19 protein-coding genes are annotated in these 19,277 nt (G+C 38.2%); 14 read left to right on the forward strand and 5 right to left on the reverse strand.

Going from position 1 to position 19,277, the window contains the following annotated elements:
* The first annotated feature begins 116 nt into the window (after window positions 1-116).
* The 9 genes from lspA to H4J73_RS00240 all read left to right on the forward strand — a co-directional run bounded on the left by lspA (window position 117) and on the right by H4J73_RS00240 (window position 8,964).
* Window positions 117-623, forward strand: a complete 507-nt coding sequence (gene lspA / locus H4J73_RS00200; protein ID WP_310649631.1) for a signal peptidase II — start codon at window positions 117-119, stop codon at window positions 621-623.
* A 32-nt stretch (window positions 624-655) separates the two neighbouring features.
* Complete coding sequence (gene fkpB, locus H4J73_RS00205; protein WP_220460114.1) at window positions 656-1,090, forward strand: FKBP-type peptidyl-prolyl cis-trans isomerase; 435 nt, start codon at window positions 656-658, stop codon at window positions 1,088-1,090.
* 44 nt (window positions 1,091-1,134) lie between these two features.
* Entirely contained in the window at window positions 1,135-2,064 is a 930-nt protein-coding gene (gene ispH, locus H4J73_RS00210; protein WP_182181614.1) for a 4-hydroxy-3-methylbut-2-enyl diphosphate reductase, read from the forward strand.
* 394 nt (window positions 2,065-2,458) lie between these two features.
* Window positions 2,459-3,070, forward strand: a complete 612-nt coding sequence (pilV, locus tag H4J73_RS00215; RefSeq protein WP_182181613.1) for a type IV pilus modification protein PilV — start codon at window positions 2,459-2,461, stop codon at window positions 3,068-3,070.
* A gap of 64 nt (window positions 3,071-3,134) precedes the next feature.
* Window positions 3,135-4,127 carry a PilW family protein gene (locus H4J73_RS00220; RefSeq protein ID WP_259367918.1) on the forward strand — a complete coding sequence of 331 codons (993 nt, stop codon included), beginning with the start codon at window positions 3,135-3,137 and terminating at the stop codon, window positions 4,125-4,127.
* On the forward strand, window positions 4,118-4,642 hold the full coding sequence (locus tag H4J73_RS00225; RefSeq protein ID WP_182181612.1) for a PilX N-terminal domain-containing pilus assembly protein: 525 nt from the start codon (window positions 4,118-4,120) through the stop codon (window positions 4,640-4,642). The genes H4J73_RS00220 and H4J73_RS00225 overlap by 10 nt, the downstream gene beginning before the upstream one ends.
* A 2-nt stretch (window positions 4,643-4,644) precedes the next feature.
* A complete protein-coding gene (locus H4J73_RS00230) occupies window positions 4,645-8,217 on the forward strand; it encodes a pilus assembly protein (protein ID WP_182188798.1) in 3,573 nt (1,190 codons plus the stop codon).
* Window positions 8,217-8,624 (forward strand): type IV pilin protein, encoded by a 408-nt coding sequence (locus H4J73_RS00235; protein WP_182181610.1) that lies wholly within the window; start codon window positions 8,217-8,219, stop codon window positions 8,622-8,624. Before H4J73_RS00230 ends, H4J73_RS00235 begins: the two co-directional genes overlap by 1 nt.
* A gap of 1 nt (window position 8,625) precedes the next feature.
* Window positions 8,626-8,964: a TapY2 family type IVa secretion system protein gene (locus H4J73_RS00240; RefSeq protein WP_182181609.1), complete on the forward strand. Its 339-nt coding sequence runs from the start codon at window positions 8,626-8,628 to the stop codon at window positions 8,962-8,964.
* Between the two features lie 11 nt (window positions 8,965-8,975).
* On the opposite strand, the gene H4J73_RS00245 is transcribed toward H4J73_RS00240, so the two are convergent.
* The 3 genes from H4J73_RS00245 to nadE all read right to left on the reverse strand — a co-directional run bounded on the left by H4J73_RS00245 (window position 8,976) and on the right by nadE (window position 11,281).
* Complete coding sequence (locus H4J73_RS00245) at window positions 8,976-9,557, reverse strand: GspH/FimT family pseudopilin (RefSeq protein WP_182181608.1); 582 nt, start codon at window positions 9,555-9,557, stop codon at window positions 8,976-8,978.
* Window positions 9,558-9,771: 214 nt separating this feature from the next.
* Window positions 9,772-10,347: a GspH/FimT family pseudopilin gene (locus tag H4J73_RS00250; RefSeq protein ID WP_182181607.1), complete on the reverse strand. Its 576-nt coding sequence runs from the start codon at window positions 10,345-10,347 to the stop codon at window positions 9,772-9,774.
* Window positions 10,348-10,429: 82 nt separating this feature from the next.
* Window positions 10,430-11,281 (reverse strand): ammonia-dependent NAD(+) synthetase, encoded by an 852-nt coding sequence (gene nadE / locus H4J73_RS00255; RefSeq protein WP_182181606.1) that lies wholly within the window; start codon window positions 11,279-11,281, stop codon window positions 10,430-10,432.
* A gap of 205 nt (window positions 11,282-11,486) precedes the next feature.
* On the opposite strand from nadE, the gene glnB reads away from it, so the two are divergent.
* Window positions 11,487-11,825, forward strand: coding sequence for a nitrogen regulatory protein P-II (gene glnB, locus H4J73_RS00260; protein ID WP_182181605.1), 339 nt, complete (start codon window positions 11,487-11,489; stop codon window positions 11,823-11,825).
* A gap of 74 nt (window positions 11,826-11,899) precedes the next feature.
* On the opposite strand, the gene H4J73_RS00265 is transcribed toward glnB, so the two are convergent.
* On the reverse strand, window positions 11,900-12,664 hold the full coding sequence (locus tag H4J73_RS00265) for an outer membrane protein assembly factor BamD (protein WP_182181604.1): 765 nt from the start codon (window positions 12,662-12,664) through the stop codon (window positions 11,900-11,902).
* A gap of 187 nt (window positions 12,665-12,851) precedes the next feature.
* Between H4J73_RS00265 and rluD the strand changes: the two genes are divergently transcribed.
* The 3 genes from rluD to clpB all read left to right on the forward strand — a co-directional run bounded on the left by rluD (window position 12,852) and on the right by clpB (window position 17,319).
* Complete coding sequence (gene rluD, locus H4J73_RS00270; protein ID WP_182181603.1) at window positions 12,852-13,829, forward strand: 23S rRNA pseudouridine(1911/1915/1917) synthase RluD; 978 nt, start codon at window positions 12,852-12,854, stop codon at window positions 13,827-13,829.
* Window positions 13,789-14,610 (forward strand): peptidoglycan editing factor PgeF, encoded by an 822-nt coding sequence (gene pgeF, locus H4J73_RS00275; protein WP_182181602.1) that lies wholly within the window; start codon window positions 13,789-13,791, stop codon window positions 14,608-14,610. The genes rluD and pgeF overlap by 41 nt, the downstream gene beginning before the upstream one ends.
* Window positions 14,611-14,745: 135 nt before the next feature.
* Window positions 14,746-17,319 (forward strand): ATP-dependent chaperone ClpB, encoded by a 2,574-nt coding sequence (clpB, locus tag H4J73_RS00280; protein WP_182181601.1) that lies wholly within the window; start codon window positions 14,746-14,748, stop codon window positions 17,317-17,319.
* A gap of 10 nt (window positions 17,320-17,329) precedes the next feature.
* Here clpB and H4J73_RS00285 read toward each other — a convergent pair whose 3' ends face one another.
* Window positions 17,330-17,773 carry a DUF4124 domain-containing protein gene (locus tag H4J73_RS00285; RefSeq protein ID WP_182181600.1) on the reverse strand — a complete coding sequence of 148 codons (444 nt, stop codon included), beginning with the start codon at window positions 17,771-17,773 and terminating at the stop codon, window positions 17,330-17,332.
* Between the two features lie 190 nt (window positions 17,774-17,963).
* Between H4J73_RS00285 and pssA the strand changes: the two genes are divergently transcribed.
* Complete coding sequence (gene pssA, locus H4J73_RS00290; RefSeq protein ID WP_182181599.1) at window positions 17,964-18,752, forward strand: CDP-diacylglycerol--serine O-phosphatidyltransferase; 789 nt, start codon at window positions 17,964-17,966, stop codon at window positions 18,750-18,752.
* Window positions 18,753-19,277: the final 525 nt, after the last annotated feature.

The following is a 19,277-nucleotide window of genomic DNA, read 5'->3' on the forward strand; positions in this document are numbered from 1 at the left end:
AGCATACTAGGCTGTGTACTTTCTTTTTGTTCTATAGTGAATTAACGTTGATATTGTGAACATTCTAACTCTCTTATTGTTTAAAAATAAAAAATTGAAAAATAATAAATATGCAAATGAATAAACTTTTTACAGAAACAGGTTTTAAATGGTTATGGTTAACCGTTTTATTTTTGATCATTGACCAAGTAACCAAGTATTTAGTTGTTAACGCTTTCGACTTGGGCGAATCAATGAATATTTTGCCTTTTTTCGATTTAAGATATGTTCAAAACCCTGGAGCCGCTTTTAGTTTTCTTGCGGATCAAGACGGGTGGCAACGTTGGTTTTTTACCATCATTGCTGCTGTTGCTAGTGTGGTATTTTTAGTGTGGTTGGCTAAAACGCCAAAATCAAACCCATTATTGAGTATCGCTTTAGCGTTTATGCTAAGTGGGGCAGTGGGTAACTTAATTGACCGTGCATTATTTGGCTATGTTATCGATATGTTAGATTTTCATATTGCTGGTCACCATTGGCCCGTTTTTAATATTGCCGATTCTGCTATATTTATCGGCGCAGCTTTGATGATATATGATTCATTTAAAAATGGTGAACCAGCAAAAAAATACGAAACCAAATAACGCTTAATAGATAAGAGTATACGAGAAATATAATGACTATGTTAATTACTGAAAAATCTCAAGTTATCACACATATCACCATGAAACTATCTGACGGCTCAGCTGCAGACAGTACAAAAGTCAATAAAAAACCGGCTAAAATAGTGATGGGGGATGCAAGTATTTCACCTGCTTTTGAAGCACAACTATTAGGACTCGCCGCTGGAGATTCTAAAGAATTTACCCTTGAAGCAAAAGATGCTTTTGGCGAGCCCAACCCTGACAATTTCCATTACGTTGACGCTGACAAATTTGGTAGTGACGTGCCTGCTGAAGTGGGCAGTATTATTACGTTTACTCAACCTGGGAATATAGAATTACCAGGAATGGTAAAAGAAGTGGTTGGTACATCCGTAACTATTGATTTTAATCATCCGTTAGCTGGACAAGCTATTACTTTTGTTATTGATATTGTTGAAGTTTTATAGCCGTTAACTCTTAGGACTTGTATGTAGTCCCTTAGGAACAGATCATGGAAATTATTTTAGCTAACCCTCGTGGTTTTTGTGCCGGTGTAGACCGAGCCATTAGCATTGTCGACAGAGCACTCGACTTATTTGGTGCACCTATTTATGTGCGCCATGAAGTCGTACATAACAAGTTTGTTGTTGATGGCTTAAAAGACCGAGGCGCAATCTTTGTTGATGAACTCTTTGAAGTTCCCGATGATAATACCGTTATTTTCAGTGCTCATGGTGTCTCTAAAGCTGTTCGTAAACAAGCTAAGGATCGCGGCCTGAAGGTGTTTGACGCGACTTGTCCGTTAGTCACTAAAGTACATATGGAAGTTTCACGTACGAGCCGTAAAAATATTGAATGTATTCTTATTGGTCACGCCGGACACCCCGAAGTGGAAGGGACTATGGGGCAGTATGAAAGTGAACAAGGTGGAATTTATTTAGTTGAGTCAGTTGCTGACGTAGCAACACTTGAAGTTAAAGACCCTTCCCAATTGTATTACTGTAGTCAAACAACATTATCAATTGATGATACCTCTGAAGTCATTGATGCCTTAAGAAAAAAGTTTGTGTTAATTAAAGGCCCACGCAAAGACGATATTTGTTATGCGACTCAAAATCGTCAAGATGCTGTGCGTACTATCTCTGCAGAAGTTGATCTACTTTTAGTCGTAGGGGCGAAGAATAGCTCTAATTCTAATCGTTTACGTGAACTCTCTGAGAAGTTGGGCACACCTTCTTACTTGATCGATACCTTTTCTGATATTCAACCACAATGGCTTGATAATATTAAAAAAATTGGTGTTACTGCGGGGGCTTCAGCACCTGCGATACTTATACAACAAGTTATTGACGCATTAAAAGACTATGGTGGTCAAGAGGTTATCGAATATCCTGGCCGAGAAGAGAACACCGTATTTGCGGTACCTATAGAATTACGCTAGTCTTAAAATATTAGGTTAAGTGATTGAATATAATTTTACCCTCCTTTAAGCGGTAAAATTTTAAGTACACTAATATCAATATTCATTACTTAACTTTATTATCATGAATAGTCGCTGTGGAAATTAGCTATTCAATAATAAATTTTAAGGTATGGGTTAATGCGGTTCACGTTTGTGATTTTTAACACATATAAGTTTACCACTGAATTCTTCGCCCTAGGCCTAGTTTCGATTGCTTTTGCCTGTAAAATATTATTTTTATTTTTTTACCGTTTATTACTTAAAAGTATACTCGCCCGTGTTGTTTCTTTTATTTTTTTCCCTCTCGCTCTATATTTTAAAGCACAATTTATTTGGCTAGTTAGCCACGATTGGCAGTGTATTAAGGAATGTTATGCGCAATAACTTATTTAGGATTAATTACCCCAATAAAAACCCACTTTCAGTGAATAAGGGGATGACACTTATTGAAGTTTTAGTCGCTTTGGTGATTTTAGTGACGGGAATTTTTGGCGCCGTAGCTATGCAGGCATCGGCTAAAAAAGGTAGCTTTGATGCGATGCAACGTTCTGTCGCCTCAGCGTTAGCGCAAGATATTATTGAACGAATGCGTAGCAATGACTCTGATTTTTTAGTCTTAGAGACCTATCAAGGTGTTTATGGTGCCGCTTTAAACGCAATACCTGGCGAGAGGTGTAATTCAGCTGACTCTTTGTGTACGAGTGCTGAAATGGTGACCAATGACTTGTATGAATGGGAAGTCAAGTTAATGGGGGCTGATGTAACCGCTGGAGGTAAAAATTCAGGGGGATTAGTGGGCGCTTTTGGCTGTATTGATCATAACAGAAACGCAGTCACCGTGGTGATCAGCTGGCAAGGTAGAATAGAAACGGCTGACGGCTATGATGCCAATAACAATAGTTCAGCGGCTGCAACATTAGCCAACGCTTGTGGCACAAGTGATAATAAACGTCGACAAGTTACCATTGAAGCGTTCGTGTATTAATACAGTAAACGGCTAGTTGGTGTGAAGTGACAAAATTTATTGCGTTTATTTTAGACAAGAGAAAATGATGTTTAATGCTCAACGAGGTTTTAGTTTAATCGAAATATTTATATCGCTTGCGGTAGGTTTAATGTTGCTGTTAGGTATATTAAGTATTTTTGTTGGTATGAAAACGACGACTGTTGAGACCACCAGTTATGGGGAGTTACAAGAAAATGGCAGATATGCGATTAGTTTACTCAGTGATGACCTATTACGGCAAGGTTTTTGGGGAGATTTATCGGGATCACTTGATGTAAGTGGCTTGGTAAGTTCACCTTTACCAATGACGGTTGCGGGTGATTGTATTGGTGAAGGCGTAAATAATGCTAGTTTTCCTGCGGCCATTGGTCATTTTAGAACGTTGTGGGGCAAAACAGTCAACAATGCCACTTTAATGGGCTGCATTACCAATGCAAAAATAGGCTCAGATGTGTTGCAGCTCAAACGAGCGGTTTCATCGACTATAGCCTTAGCCGATATCTCTAGTGATGATTATTATATTATTTCAAATTCAAATGCCGCAGGTATATTTGCTGGTGGGACTGCAGTACCCAGTGTAAACTTTGGTCAAATTTGGGAATATCAACAGCATATTTATTATATCCGTGAAGACAGTCAAGGTACTAATAACGTACCCGTTTTAGTGCAAGGTCGATTACAAAATAAAGCGTTAGTGATGAACCTTGATATGGTGGTCGAAGGTATCGAATATATTCGTTTTATGTATGGTGTCGATACGACTAATAATGGCGTAGTGAATGCTTTTATTTCAGCTGATAACATGGCCAATAGTCACTGGGATAATGAAAGTGATGTTCGAATACTCGCGGTTAAGATTTTTGTCTTAGCACGAAATATTTTACCGGATCGAGATTACGAAAATTTAAATAGTTATCAGCTTGGTGACCTCAATATTGATTTTATTGATGGGGATGGTAAAGGTGATAACTATCGACGTTTATTATTTAGTTCTACCATTACACTTTACAATGCGAGGGTCGACTCATGGCCATAAGGTTAATAAAACAAAATCATGCACTCTATCACCGAAATTTAAATCAGCAGTACCCTAAGCAAAGTGGTGTCGTACTGATTGTTTCACTGGTTTTTTTGATTGCTTTAACTGCAGTTGCTGCTGCATTGATGCAAAATACCACCATCGATATGAAAATGTCAGGAGCAAGTGAAGAAAAAGTGGTGGCTACCCAAGAAGCGGTAAGCGCCATTGATGAAGTTATTTATAAAGAAGTAACACAAATAAGCGGAACCAATGCTTTTGCTTCTGAAATTGCAAGATTTCCACTTTCACCAACAGTGAGTAGTGCAATTAATACCAGCGCAGAAATAACGCTGGCTAACCCGTATAAGATTGAAGCCGATTGCCCCCACTCTCGAGCGGCTTCTTCTGTACAAGTGTTTAAGTGTAATGTACTTAAAGTGCAGGTTACTCGACTGTATGGTCGCACCAATAAAAGCACTATTGAAGTTAATTCAGGTGTATCGCAACAACTACTTAATGTGGGGAACTGATGATGAAAAAGTTATTATTACTTGGCTTATTGATATGCACATCACTTACTGCTTATAGTGAAGATATTGAACTTTATATTGGTGATGCAGCACAACGTACTGGCAATAAACCACAAGTACTGATTATTTTTGATAACTCTGGCAGCATGAATAGTCTAGAATCAGTCGATGAACCTTATGATCCTGATACAGTTTACCCTGCAGTTGGAGGGTTAAACTCGTTATCTTATAAATATATTTATTTCACCAAAGGTGGTATTGATGGCGCTTCTTCAATTACCCCCGACAGTCCAAGTGAAAGCCGTCGTTTTCTTGATGCAATAAATAGCTGTGCAACTGCCCGTGAACGTTTAGCATCTGTTGGCTTTTATACAGGACACATTCGTGAATATGCCTTTCAAGGAAACTCAGGTAGCTGGCAAGAAATTCCTGATAACAATGGTACTAATATTGATGTAATTGACTGTGAAGATGATGTTAATTTAGTGCCTGCAAACCCAGAAGATAATGCAGGTATAGAAAAAAATGGCGGTACCGTCATTGATTTACCTGACGGCTTTCCTATCGATGGTGAGGGTTCGACACAAAGCCCTATTTATTATACGCCAAGCGCCAATAATTCAAATGTTATTTGGTCGGGTGAGGTTGTTACGCTTTATACCGACAACTATTTGCGTTGGGCAAATAGTGAGTCACTCGACCAGGTCAATCGTACCCGTTTAGAAATAGCACAAGATACGGTGACTGATTTAATTGAATCAGCACCTTCTGTTGATTTTGGCTTACAAGTTTTTAATTATAATCACTCCGGTGAATATGTCCGTGACGGTGGCAGAATTGTTTTTGGTATCCAAGAAATGACCGCAGCAGCTCGCGCTGAATTAGTAAATATTATTGATTTAGATATTGATGCTGAAACAAATACACCGTTATGCGAATCTCTTTATGAAGCCTCGCGATACTTTAGTGGTAAGTCAGTAGACTTTGGTGATAATGATTCAAATGCTGGACGTAATTATCGAGGCAATACGCCGCCAAGAGATATAACAATTGAAGATGGAGGGGTCTATAAATCTCCCTATAATTCGTGTACTAATGAAGTTTATGTGATCATTATTACTGATGGGGAGCCAACTCGAGATCTTGCCGCTGACAGTTATATTAAAGGTTTACCTGACATTGGATTACCTTTTGATGTCAATGGCACGGACAATTATTTAGCTGCGCTTGCCGGTTGGATGCATACTCATGATCTACACAGCACATTACCCGATGTGCAATCAGCAACACTTTTCACTATCGGTTTTGGTCAAGATGCTATTGATGATGCGGGTGAGTTATTGCGAGAGGCTGCAAGGTTAGGAGGAGGGCAATATTACCCGGCTAGAGATCCTAGTGCCTTACTCGCCTCACTACAGGCGGCATTAACCAATATTTTAGAAGTGAACACCAGTTTTACTGCACCTTCAGTTGCCTCAAATAATTTTGACCGCACCGAAACCTTAGATTCTGTTTATTACGCAATGTTTGTTCCCGATCATGGTGCAAGATGGCAAGGAAATTTGAAAAAATTAAAAGTGACTAATGGTAAGCAGGTCGATAGAGTTGGTGTTGCAGCGATTGATGATAATGGTAATATTTCAAAAGACGCTAAAACTTTCTGGACAACTGAGACAACACCCGATGGCAATGATGTTAAAAAGGGCGGGGTGGCTGAAATGTTACGCACTAAATCAGGTCGTTTTATCATCAGTGACCTTGGTTTGAATGATACTTTAGTGCCCTTGACCCAAACCAATGCTGAAACATCATACGGAGATGCTGCCACACTGGCTGTTAAATTGGATGTCGCGGTTAATGAAATTGACAGTATGCTTAACTGGGCGAAGGGAATTGATGTTGATGATGCTAATAACGATGGTTTAATCACTGATATTCGAAGTGATGTTTTTGGTGATCCATTACACTCTAAACCTTTAGTTGTTAACTATGGAGGTGTCAGTACAAGCCAGGATATCCGAATTATTGTTGGTACCAATGCGGGCGTTTTACATATGTTTGACGATAATGGAGCAACAGTTGATGAAAGCTGGGCTTTTATGCCTAAAGAATTTTTTTCAAAAATAAAAGGTTTACGTGAAAACTTTACTTCATCAGGTAAATCATACGGCATAGACAGCCCCGCCGTTTCATACTTACTGGACGTCAATGGTGATGGGTCTATTGATAGCGCAAGTGGAGATAAAGCGTGGATATTTTTTGGTTTACGTCGTGGTGGCTCTTCATATTATGCTATGGATGTTAGTGACCCCGATACTCCTAAGTTATTGTGGCACATAGATGCAAGCTCAGCAGGATTTAGCCATTTAGGACAATCATGGTCGCAACCTAAAATAGGATTTTCAGCGCTTAACATAGAAAATGGTACACCAAAACCTGTACTCTTTTTTGCTGGCGGGTATGACACAACTAAAGATAACTTAACCGTTGGTGCAGATGATACCTTAGGCCGTGCTGTTTATATGGTCGATGCAGAAACAGGTGTATTAAAATGGGGGTTAAGCCCTGATGCAACGAGTGCGACTAATACTCAATTTACTGAGATAACTGATAGCGTGCCTTCTAGCCTCGCTATCTTAGACAGTGATTCTGATGGCTTAACAGACCGTCTTTATTTTGGCGATACGGGTGGAAATGTTTGGCGTGTTGATATGCCCGGCAATGCTCCCTTTAGTGGAACATCGCCGTGGACTGCTTTTAAATTAGCTAAGTTGGGCGGAACAACTCATGCGACAGATCGCCGCTTTTTTAGCGAACCTTCAATTGCTAGAACATACATTTCAGACACGGTAGAAACTACATCAGTTGATGCTAATGGTATTAGTTCAACCGTGGTAACAAAACAGGAAAGACCCTACGAAGCAATACTTATTGGAAGTGGCGACCGATCAACACCTGCGGCCAGTGACACTGACGATAAATTTTTCATGATTAAAGATGCAAATATTATCACTACCTCATTCGTTTCTTCACCCACCCACCCTCAACGTTCCATTCCTTCAGTTATATTAGCGAGTGATCTTTATAATTATACAAATAATCCGTTTGGTCAGGCGTTGACTGCAGCTGCTCGTCAAACACTGGAAATAGCAGTAGGCAACAAAAAAGGGTGGTTTATTGATTTCGTGGGTAATGGTGAGAAAAATACGGCGTCAGCTATTGTTATAAATGGTGTCGTATATTTTACCTCTTTTACGCCCGCTGCCGTATCTTCTGATCCTGATAGTTGTGAATTAAGTGATGGTTCTGGTATTTTATATGCAGTTAATTTAGCGTTAGGTACGACTGTTTATGATTGGAGGACTTGGGAAATTGCTGCTGGTATTCCTGATACACCTTCAATTATTATTACTAAAGATCCACAAGAGCCTACCGTACCATGCTCTGAAAATTGTGCTCCAATTGAAGAAGGAGAGGTGATAGCCACAATAAAGCTTTTGGCAGGTAAAATTATTCCGTTGGGTATTAGCTTAGAAACCTCAAGAACCTACCTTTATGTGACGGAGTCGAAGTAATGATAAAAATATCAATAGTCAAAGGTTTTACCTTACTTGAACTCATGATCTCAGTCGCGGTGGTTGGGATCATAGCTTCGGTTGCTTATCCGTCTTATATTGACAATATTTCCAGAGCAAACCGTAGTGAAGGTCAACGCGAGTTACTTCGATTAGCAAGCTTGCAAGAACAGTATTTTACTGACCACAGAGAGTACACAACAGATATGACAAAGTTAGGTGTTTCTGCTGATCCTTACATAACAGATTCTGGGTTTTATAGCATAGATGCTTCAGTTGTAGGGGTAACTTATATATTGACCGCGTCGGCTAGAGGCACGCAAGCAACAAATGATTCGTCTTGTTTAATGTTATCTATCACTGATACGGGTAAGAAAGCTGCAACATCAACCAATTGCTGGGAGTAATATGATGAAACTATTATTTAAGCGTTATCTCACGCCAAGCTTACTTTTAGCTAGTTTACTTTTTATAAGTATCGACAGTATGGCAAAAATAGGCGCACAAGCATCAAAAATCAAGGTTAAATGCCATGTTGAATTAATGGGCGGGACAGATATTATTCACTTTGGCATTATTAAAGCTAACGGCATTGCAAAATATACTCATTGGCTAGTGGGTAAAAAAGTGGCAACAGGGATTTCAAAGAAAAAGCAGCAAATTCATAAGGTAAAAGAGTGTGTAAAATCTCAAGATGATTTCACGAGTGCTGTTTCAAAACAATTAGATGAAAATACCGCGCGTTAATTGTGGCTAAACTAAAGACAATTAATTTCATTACCTGAGCGGTCTTCATCTATATCGTCGTTATCTGTATCAGAGGTAACATAAGAACGTCCAGATGAACTCACTGTTATTCCGCGTGACTTTTCAGCATAACCTTGTGGACAATAGCTAAAAGGGGTTGCACTAACACCTCCTAATATACTGCCAGTTGGTGTATATATAATGCTGTTTTGGCCGTATTGGAGTTTATCATTGTTCTTTATTTGAGCCTTTACGGTGATTAACCTTTCATCATTAGCTGGCTCATACGTTTTGTCACCATCAATATCAATAAAGACGCTGAGTTCCTTGTGCCAATTAGTATCGCAACGGCTACTCGCATTGAGTGGGCATAGAGTAACCGTTTGTTCTGCATTTATGGCGGTATTTCTCGCTGTTAATAACATACGTTGCAAGTGAGAAATTTCATTGTCGACGCGTGTCTCCACCATGAAACTGTTGAAATTTGGCAGCGCTATCGCCATTAAGGTTGCCGCAATAGCAATGGTGACCATTAGCTCAACCAGGGTAAAACCATGTTGTTTGTTGTTTGATTGCAAATCATAACTCTTCATAATATCAGCCTTAACTTCTGTTATATCAATGAGAGCACTTAGTCAGTCTTATTGATTACATCATATTCAAAACAGCGTCAAGAATATTTCAATATGACTAAGTTATATCACTTAAGCTAATATTTCGCTAGGTTACTCAGCTGGATATGAGAAACTAGATTTTTTTGGTATTTACAGAACATTGAATTTTGATGGTGTAACTTATTTTAATTTATTAGTTACAATGAATTATTCTGCCACTGCGATTTTCATCTATGCCATCCATATTTTGGTCGGTAGATAAATAAAAGCGACCAGCCCCTGAAATAATAATTCCCCGTGACTTGTTACTATGATTTTTTGGGCAGTAACGAAAAGTACCATTTCCCCCCCAAACCGCAAGCCGGCCGCTAGGAGCATAAATTAATGCTGTTCTTCCTTGGGCGTATTGCAATTTATCACCAGACTTTATCGCTAACTTTATTTTTATAACAACTTCAGCGCTTGAGGGATCAAGGGCTTTATTTTTATTGTCATCATAAAATACACTTAGCTCTTCATGCCATTGGTTAGAGCACTGTCCTGATTTATTTAATGGACATACCGTAACAAAACGTTCTTGATTAACCGCATGATTCCTCGTTAATAAGAGCAACCGATGCAGAGCTGAAATTTCATTATCAACCCGTATTTTGATGACTAAATCTGCAAAGCTGGGCAGTGCTACTGTAGCGATAGAGATCAGTATAGCGAGAGTGATTAATGTTTCAATGAGGGTGAAACCAACGATTTTTAATGTGATGTATAACATAGTAGCAAGCCGTCCGTTGGCTAAATTAATGTGCTACTAATTATGGTTGTTAACTTTTAATTTACAAGCTATTTGTATTTAATTAACTGTAGATTGTTGGGATAGCTAACCTCTTATGTTGTGTTTTTTTATAAATATTCATAATAAGTGTCTGTATTTCAGGTGTTACCTGCTTTCCTTCAAGAAAGTCATCTAAATCATCATAACTCATCCCTAAAGCATCTTCGTCTGTTTTACCCGGTTCCAAGTCTTCTAAATCAGCTGTTGGTGCTTTATTGATTAACAAGCCTGGAGCACCTAATTTTTCAGCCAATGATCTTACTTGGCGTTTTGATAGGCCAAATAAAGGCGCTAAATCACAGGCACCGTCACCCCATTTAGTAAAAAATCCAGTAATATTTTCTGCTGAATGATCGGTACCTAAAACAAGTGCACCGACAATACCGGCTATATGATATTGCATGACCATTCTGCTACGGGCTTTTACATTACCTTTTGAAAAATCAATTTTTGCTTCATTGGCTAATAATATATTTGCTTGATTCAGTGCGTTGATAGTTTCAGTGTGAATACCATTTGCCGCATCAGCAATATTAGTGGTTAAGCAATGTGTCGGTTGAATGAAGCTCAAAGCAAGTTGAGCATCGTCTTCATCGGCTTGAATGCTGTAAGGTAGTCGCACAGCAATAAATTGATAAACCATGGTTGAATTTTTATTTAAAACTTTTTCTTCAGCATTGAGCTCTGAAACGGCAAGTTGAGCAAGACGACCGCAAGTAGAAGAGTCAACGCCACCACTAATACCTAAAACTAAATTCTTTAATCCTGACGTCTTAAGTGTCTTTTTTATAAATTCAATACGGCGCTTTATTTCAAAATCGATATCTATTTGTGGTAAAACTTTCATTTCATTTATAATTAATTGCAGATCCATTGAATGTCCTTTGCCATTTATTCGATAAGAGAAATAACCTTATTGTAACGTATCCCCGTGATACTTCAAAATAAAGGAAACTAGCATTTTGGAGTTTCAGGGGGTATCTAAAATTTAAATGGCGTAGAATAAATATAGCGCTTGGGTTTAATTCATATAATTGTGTACAATTCAAAGTATATTTTGCGGGTAATGGACAATAAAAATGAAAAAAATTGAAGCAATTATCAAACCCTTTAAAATGGATGACGTGCGTGAAGCACTGAGTGAAATCGGGGTTACCGGAATGACAGTTTCAGAAGTTAAAGGCTTTGGCCGACAAAAAGGCCATACCGAACTCTATCGTGGTGCTGAGTACATGGTAGATTTTTTGCCAAAAGTAAAATTAGAAATTGTTGTTGCCACTGAGCAAGTAGAGCGCTGCGTTAACGCCATTATTGAAACGGCACAAACGGGTAAAATTGGTGATGGAAAAATTTTTATTACTGATGTTGAACGTGTCATTCGTATTCGTACAGGCGAAGAAGACGAAGCAGCTATATAAATTTTTTAGGTAAATTAGTCATAAAAAAAGCCCACTTAGTCTTTATACTAAGTGGGCTTTATTTTGAGCATAATTTAACGCGTCAAAAAATTATTATTTGGATAATTAGCGACTAATACTTGCTTAGCATTAGTTTTTAAATCCATTAAACCTAACTTGTCGTAACACTCAATCATAATTTCTAAAGCTTGTTCTACTTGTTGGCTTGGCGAGAAGTATTCAACAATATATTTACCACGATTTGCTGCTGATGCCCACGCATCACGTTTCATGTAAAAACGGGCGACGGACAATTCATATTTAGCTAACCGTGATTTTATACCTATCATACGTTTGCGTGCATCAGCGGCATATTTACTTTGAGGTAAGTCAGTAATAATTGTTTTAAAATCTTTAAAGGCTTCACGGGCCGCCGTTGGATCTCTGTCTGAACGATCAATCCCGGCTAATTCTTGGAACATATTATCTTCAGTCGATATATTGATTAATGCGCGCATGTAATAAACATAATCAAGGTTTACATGATCTGGGTTTAAGCGTAAGAATCGATCGGCTAAAGCGATGCCTTGAGCTGAGTCACTACTCTTATAATAGGCGTAAATTAAGTCTAATTGTACCTGATGAGAAATAGGTCCAAACGGAAAGCGTGAGTCAATTGCCGATAAAATTTGGATAGCTCTTTGGTATAAGCCACTATCAAGCGCAGTTCTAGCATCAGTGAATAATGCTTGCGCTGACTTGTCTGGTACCTTTTCAATATCGGTTTTATCTGATGACGAACACGCCGCTAGCCCTAATGAAAGCACTAGTATTATCATTTTCATTGTCAATTTTTGCATAGACTTCGGTATCACTACTTTGTTTTAGTTAAAGGTATTAGTTAAATAAATATACGTCCTTTGCAAATTACTTAATGTAATTGAATTAGCAAAGAGGTAAAATAAACACTGGCATTCTAACCTAGCATACTTGCCTTGCACAGCGCTAATTCATAGTAAATTTATAGAGAGTTAAATAGAAATTTTAATGGCTGAAATAATTCAACATACAGATACGGTTCCTGAAACTTGTTTAGGTAAACGATTCGACCAAACATTAGCTGAGATGTTCCCTGAATATTCTCGTTCTCGCATAAAAGAATGGATCTTAGCAGGTCACGTTACTTTAAACGGCGCTATTTTAATCATACCTCGCGAGAAAATGTTTGGTGGGGAAGTTGTTAAAATATCAACTGAAGTTGAAGGTGATGTGCGATTTGAACCACAAAACCTTCCTTTAAATATCGTTTATGAAGATGACGATATTATCGTTATTAATAAGCCTGCTGGTTTTGTTGTTCACCCTGGAGCAGGTAATCCTGACGGTACCGTGCTTAATGCTTTATTGTATTATTGCCCACAGCTTAATGTTGTACCTCGCGCAGGTATCGTTCACAGACTTGATAAAGACACAACAGGCTTGATGGTTATTGCTAAAACAATTGCTGCGCAAACAAATTTAGTTGATGCTATACAAGAGCGTGAAATAACGCGTGAGTATGAAGCGATTGCTAATGGTTTAATGACCGCTGGTGGTGTGGTTGATGAACCCATAGGTCGTCATTCAACTAAAAGAACACACATGGCTGTTAGTCCTTTTGGTCGTCCATCGGTAACGCATTATCGTGTAATGGAAAAATTCCGTTTACACACACGTTTAAGATTACGTCTTGAAACAGGTCGTACGCACCAAATTCGTGTTCATATGGCGCATATTACTCACCCATTGATTGGTGATCCTAATTACGGTGGTCGTCCACGTCCACCTAAGAATGCGACAGAAGATTTGCGGGATGTACTTCGTGGTTTTAAACGCCAAGCATTACATGCGGCAATGTTGTCATTGTTTCACCCTATCACCGGTGAAGAAATGACTTGGCATGCACCTATTCCAGACGATATGGTGAATTTGACAAATATTTTGCGTGAGGATTCAAAACTTAACGCAACAGACGACTATTTATAATAGTCTCTACAATGTAGAGTGGCCAGTACAAAATGTACTGGCTTTTACTACGACAAGACTCGTTCCTCAACAAAAAACGTTATCCTTTAATCATTCACACTCTTCGGCATACGACCAATTTAATTTGGGCAAACATGTTGGTGATGATCTAGAGCATGTCAACAAAAATAGAGCTTCGTTACTCGCATACTTACCGTCGAATACCAAAATTCAATGGCTTGAACAAGTGCATGGTAATAAAGTTGTTACTGTAGAGTCTCATTCAATAACGCCTTTAGTAGCTGATGCAGCAATCACTCGGCAAAAGAATATTGCTTTAGCCGTAATGACTGCAGATTGTTTACCCATACTATTAACATCGATTGACGGTAATGAAATTGCGGCCATTCATGGCGGATGGAAACCCTTAGCTAAAAATATTATTGCTCATACTCTTGATAATATGAAAACGGCGAATGAAAATGTTATTGCCTGGTTAGGTCCTTGTATTGGTCAATCTGTTTTTGAGGTAGGTGAAGAAGTAAAAATAGTGTTTGAACGTCAATCTGAAAAATTTTCATTGGCTTTTGTTCCTGCTGAGCAATCTGTTTTACCAAAAACTGAAGGTAACAATAAATACTTAGCAAACTTAGCGATGATCGCAAAAATTCAATTAAATGCACTTGGCATTAATAAGGTTTATCACTTAAATCACTGCACTTATTCTGACGAACAACAGTATTTTTCTTATCGACGAGATAGTATTACGGGCAGAATGGTTTCGATAATTTGTCGAAATTAGTTGTAAACATATAATAAAGTCAGTAAAACTTATTCCAAATCAAAAGCTTTTCACTTCTTTCCTTGAAATATTTCAATTTTATCCTTATCTATAAGGTATAAAAGAATATGTTTATTTATTAAGTAGGAGAGTCCCATGCGTTTAGATAGATTAACCCAAGCATTTCAGGTGGCTATTTCTGATGCCCAATCAATAGCATTAGGGCGGGATCATCAATTTATTGAACCCGTGCATATTATGCTCGCACTATTAAATCAGAACGCGAGTAGTATTATTCCATTGTTGAAAAGTGCGGGTATTGATGTGAGATCACTGCGCGCTCAAATAGAAACGGTTATCGAAAAACTCGCTCAGGTTTCAGGATCTGGTGGTGATGTGCAACTTTCTTCTGCCATGGGGAATTTACTTAATCTCTGCGATAAATATGCCCAAAAAATGGGTGATAAATATATCTCTTCAGACGTTTTTATCCTTGCTGCCATCGAAGACAAAGGAAAATTGGGGCAAATATTAAAATCATTAGGGGCAAGTGAACAACGGGTACAAGATGCAATATTGCATGTGCGCGGGGGGCAAAAGGTTGATGAACCCAATGCAGAAGATATCCGACAAGCACTCGATAAATATACGATTAATCTAACTGAACTCGCAGAGCAAGGAAAGCTTGATCCTGTTATTGGCCGAGATGATGAAATTCGTCGTACTATTCAAGTTTTACAGCGCCGTACAAAAAACAATCCTGTGTTAATTGGTCAACCGGGAGTGGGTAAAACCGCCATTGCCGAAGGCTTAGCACAGCGGATTATTAATCATGAGGTCCCTGAAGGTTTAAAGGGAAAACGAGTATTGTCACTTGATATGGGGGCACTAGTCGCTGGCGCTAAATACCGTGGTGAATTTGAAGAACGCTTAAAGGCGGTATTGAGCGAGCTAGCTAAAGAAGAAGGGCAAGTCATTTTGTTTATTGATGAGCTGCATACAATGGTTGGCGCAGGAAAATCTGATGGCGCAATGGATGCTGGAAATATGTTAAAACCAGCACTCGCCCGTGGCGACTTACATTGTGTAGGTGCCACAACACTAGATGAGTATAGAAAGTACATTGAAAAAGATGCGGCTTTAGAGCGTCGTTTTCAAAAAATATTAATTGAAGAGCCCAGTGTTGAAGACACCATTGCTATATTGCGTGGTTTAAAAGAACGTTACGAACTTCATCATAGTGTTGATATTACTGATCCTGCTATTGTTGCTGCTGCTACTTTGTCACATCGCTATATAAGTGATAGGCAATTACCTGATAAAGCGATAGATCTTATCGATGAAGCTGCATCAAGTATTCGCATGCAAATAGATTCTAAGCCAGAAGATTTAGATCGCTTAGAACGTCGTATCATTCAACTAAAATTAGAGCAACGAGCATTAGAAAAAGACTCAGATGATGCTTCTAAAAAACGTTTAGGGTTGATCTCATTAGATCTCAGTGTTTGCCAAAATAACTTTGACGAATTAGACGAAATTTGGAAAACAGAAAAGGCTGCTTTACATGGTACACAGGCTATAAAATCTGATTTAGAACAGGCAAGGCTTGATTTAGAGGCTGCGCGACGTGTGGGCGATCTTAACCAAATGTCTGAATTACAATATGGCAAAATACCCGAATTAGAAAAACAACTCGATTTAGCAAGCCAAGCAGAAATGCAAGAAATGACATTATTAAAAAATAAGGTCACAGAAGTTGAAATTGCTGATGTGTTAAGTAGAGCAACGGGTATTCCTGTTTCAAAAATGTTAGAAGAAGAGTGTGATAAGTTATTACAAATGGAAGATAATTTACATCAACGTGTTATTGGACAAACTGAAGCGGTTGTTAGTGTGTCAAATGCAATTAGGCGTTCAAGAGCTGGGCTTGCAGATCCCAGTCAGCCGATTGGTTCATTTTTATTCTTAGGTCCTACCGGTGTTGGGAAAACAGAATTAACTAAAGCTTTAGCGCATTATCTTTTTGACAGTGAAGATGCTCTTATTCGTGTCGATATGTCTGAATTTATGGAAAAACATTCAGTTTCTCGCTTAGTGGGGGCTCCTCCAGGTTACGTAGGATATGAAGAAGGTGGCTATTTAACCGAAGCTGTTCGACGCAAGCCCTATTCAGTTATTCTCCTTGATGAAATTGAAAAAGCGCACAGTGATGTCTTTAATATTCTATTACAAGTGCTTGATGATGGACGATTAACTGATGGCCAAGGACGTACCGTTGACTTTAAAAATACGGTTATCATTATGACCTCTAATATTGGCTCCGATCACATACAAACATTTGCAGATGATGGTCAATATGAAGAAATGAAAACAAAGGTGATGTCAGAGGTGAGTTTACACTTTAAACCTGAGTTCATTAACCGTATTGATGAAACCGTTGTTTTCCATCCCTTAATTTCACAGCAAATAGAAAAGATAGCGGCGATACAAATTGATAGTTTACAAGAACGTTTAGCGGATCAAGATATTAAGTTATCAATAACACAGGAAGCGTTAGCGCTAATTTCTCTGGCTGGATTTGATCCATTATTTGGTGCAAGGCCTTTAAAAAGAGTGATCAGACAGAAAATTGAAAATCCTTTAGCGCAGAAAATACTTTCTGGATCCTTTAAAAATAAAGGTGAAATAAATATAGACGTAAGTAATGGAGAGTTAGTTTTTAGGCATTGAAAATAAGCGGTTACTCTTCTTTTTTTATCGGCGCACAGTAAACCTCTGTGCGCTTTTGGTTTATTGCTAATTGCTGATTTTTTTCTTGTTCATTTAATATCTGTTTAACACCATTTTCATCCGTATATTGCAACTTTTTAAACGCTAACAACATGGTCAGATTCTCTTTTGCCTCCTTACATTTTTCAGATGTATTTATTGTTGATGGAATATTCTCTTTATCACTCTTAGGTAATTCACTTTTATTGGCAGGTAAAAGGGGCATAACATCGGCACGGCTAATGACTTTAGATTGGTTTGAAATTAAAAACTGCGTGTATTCATCGTTAATAGGTTGATGTTGACTAAAGTGTACGACATTATTTTTGTCAAGCCAGCGATAGACCACAAGCTCACTCGCAGAACAATAGCTAACATAAATAACAAGCCCGAAAGATATAATACGAAAATTCATTGAGCCACCCATAAGTTTTGAGAGAAAAGTCCCTTATACTTTATATAACAACACAATTGAAACTATACAAATATAAGCAAAAGAATATTGTTCTATTACTCTCTAATATACCCATCATATAAATTTATGTTAGATTTAAATAAATAACTTTAAATAACTTTAAATAACTTCTTAAACAAGCGCACCAACAATGAATGATAAAAAAATAAATACTAGCACTCCTTCTAAAGGTATTTACTTACTACCTAATCTATTAACCACAGCAGGTCTCTTTTCAGGATTTTATGCCATAGTTTCATCAATGAACGGCCACTTTGTTAGTGCATCAGTGGCAATATTCATTGCGATGATATTTGATGGCTTAGATGGGCGTGTTGCAAGAATGACCAATACACAAAGTGATTTTGGTGCAGAATATGACAGTATGGCTGATATGGTATCTTTTGGTATAGCACCTGGGCTTGTTGCATATAACTGGGCACTATCGAGTTATGGGAAATTTGGTTGGTTAGCCGCTTTTGTTTTTGTTGCTTGTGCAGCACTTCGCTTAGCGCGTTTTAATACACAAATGGGTATTGCCGATGCACGCTTTTTTCAAGGGTTAGCTAGCCCAGCAGCGGCTGCAGTAATTGCGAGTTTAGTTTGGGTTGGCGCAGAATATCAAATAAACGGCCAAGACTACGGCACTGTTGTTGGTATTATTACCATGCTTTCAGGGGGGTTGATGGTAAGTAACTTTCGTTATAACAGCTTTAAAGATGTTGACTGGAAAGGGAAAGTGAATTTCTTTGTTGTGCTATTGATCGTACTAGCCTTCGTTATTGTTGCTTCTAGCCCAGAGAACGTACTACTTATCATCTTTGGTTTCTATGCGTGCTCCGGACCTTTCACTACTATTCGTTCTGTTAATAAGTTAAAACTAGAACATGTCGTCGGGGATGATAAAGATGAAGACTTTAAAGATCCGAAAGAAAAATAGCTTAAAACACTCAATTCTTGTTTGAACATATAGGCACTTTTGCGATAACTTTACTTTAGCTGCTCAAATAATCTGCAGCGCAACCGGGGATTGTACGTTAACTAACCAAAAAAGTGATTGTTTCAAAGTTATGACAAAAAAGGGTTGACGCCCAGCGAAAAATGTCTAGAATGCGCTCCAGTTCCAAGGGGTTCAGTTAAAACGAACCACGAAAGAGCTGTTTTGATAAGTTATCTACATCGCTTTAGGGCAAAGTCGTTAACTTAACGTTTTAAAAGTAAATTTGAAGCTTTATAAGAAACTTCAAATTAAATTAAATAAAACGTTGACATCAAAACTGAGGAGCGTATCATGCGCATCTCGCTTCAGGCAAGGCCTGCAGCAATGGAGCAACGCTCCGAAGGTATAAACGAATGGGTTTTATATCTAACTCTTTACTTTGAGTAAATGAGTTTTTCTTTAACAATTAGTTATCATGCAATTTGTGTGGACACTCACATTACATTGATTTTACATAGTCGGTTC

Source organism: Colwellia sp. MB3u-41 (genome assembly GCF_014076845.1).
Classification (GTDB): domain Bacteria; phylum Pseudomonadota; class Gammaproteobacteria; order Enterobacterales; family Alteromonadaceae; genus Colwellia_A.

Bases quoted from the DNA above. Each gene is read 5' to 3' on its own strand.
- H4J73_RS00245 (WP_182181608.1), bottom strand. From the start codon at position 9,557: ATGAAGAGTTATGATTTGCAATCAAACAACAAACAACATGGTTTTACC.
- rluD (WP_182181603.1), top strand. From the start codon at position 12,852: ATGGCTGAAATAATTCAACATACAGATACGGTTCCTGAAACTTGTTTA.
- pilV (WP_182181613.1), top strand. From the start codon at position 2,459: ATGCGCAATAACTTATTTAGGATTAATTACCCCAATAAAAACCCACTT.
- pssA (WP_182181599.1), top strand. From the start codon at position 17,964: ATGAATGATAAAAAAATAAATACTAGCACTCCTTCTAAAGGTATTTAC.
- H4J73_RS00240 (WP_182181609.1), top strand. From the start codon at position 8,626: ATGATGAAACTATTATTTAAGCGTTATCTCACGCCAAGCTTACTTTTA.
- lspA (WP_310649631.1), top strand. From the start codon at position 117: ATGAATAAACTTTTTACAGAAACAGGTTTTAAATGGTTATGGTTAACC.
- H4J73_RS00220 (WP_259367918.1), top strand. From the start codon at position 3,135: ATGATGTTTAATGCTCAACGAGGTTTTAGTTTAATCGAAATATTTATA.
- H4J73_RS00250 (WP_182181607.1), bottom strand. From the start codon at position 10,347: ATGTTATACATCACATTAAAAATCGTTGGTTTCACCCTCATTGAAACA.
- H4J73_RS00235 (WP_182181610.1), top strand. From the start codon at position 8,217: ATGATAAAAATATCAATAGTCAAAGGTTTTACCTTACTTGAACTCATG.
- nadE (WP_182181606.1), bottom strand. From the start codon at position 11,281: ATGGATCTGCAATTAATTATAAATGAAATGAAAGTTTTACCACAAATA.
- clpB (WP_182181601.1), top strand. From the start codon at position 14,746: ATGCGTTTAGATAGATTAACCCAAGCATTTCAGGTGGCTATTTCTGAT.
- H4J73_RS00285 (WP_182181600.1), bottom strand. From the start codon at position 17,773: ATGAATTTTCGTATTATATCTTTCGGGCTTGTTATTTATGTTAGCTAT.
- ispH (WP_182181614.1), top strand. From the start codon at position 1,135: ATGGAAATTATTTTAGCTAACCCTCGTGGTTTTTGTGCCGGTGTAGAC.
- H4J73_RS00230 (WP_182188798.1), top strand. From the start codon at position 4,645: ATGAAAAAGTTATTATTACTTGGCTTATTGATATGCACATCACTTACT.
- glnB (WP_182181605.1), top strand. From the start codon at position 11,487: ATGAAAAAAATTGAAGCAATTATCAAACCCTTTAAAATGGATGACGTG.
- H4J73_RS00225 (WP_182181612.1), top strand. From the start codon at position 4,118: ATGGCCATAAGGTTAATAAAACAAAATCATGCACTCTATCACCGAAAT.
- H4J73_RS00265 (WP_182181604.1), bottom strand. From the start codon at position 12,664: ATGCAAAAATTGACAATGAAAATGATAATACTAGTGCTTTCATTAGGG.
- fkpB (WP_220460114.1), top strand. From the start codon at position 656: ATGACTATGTTAATTACTGAAAAATCTCAAGTTATCACACATATCACC.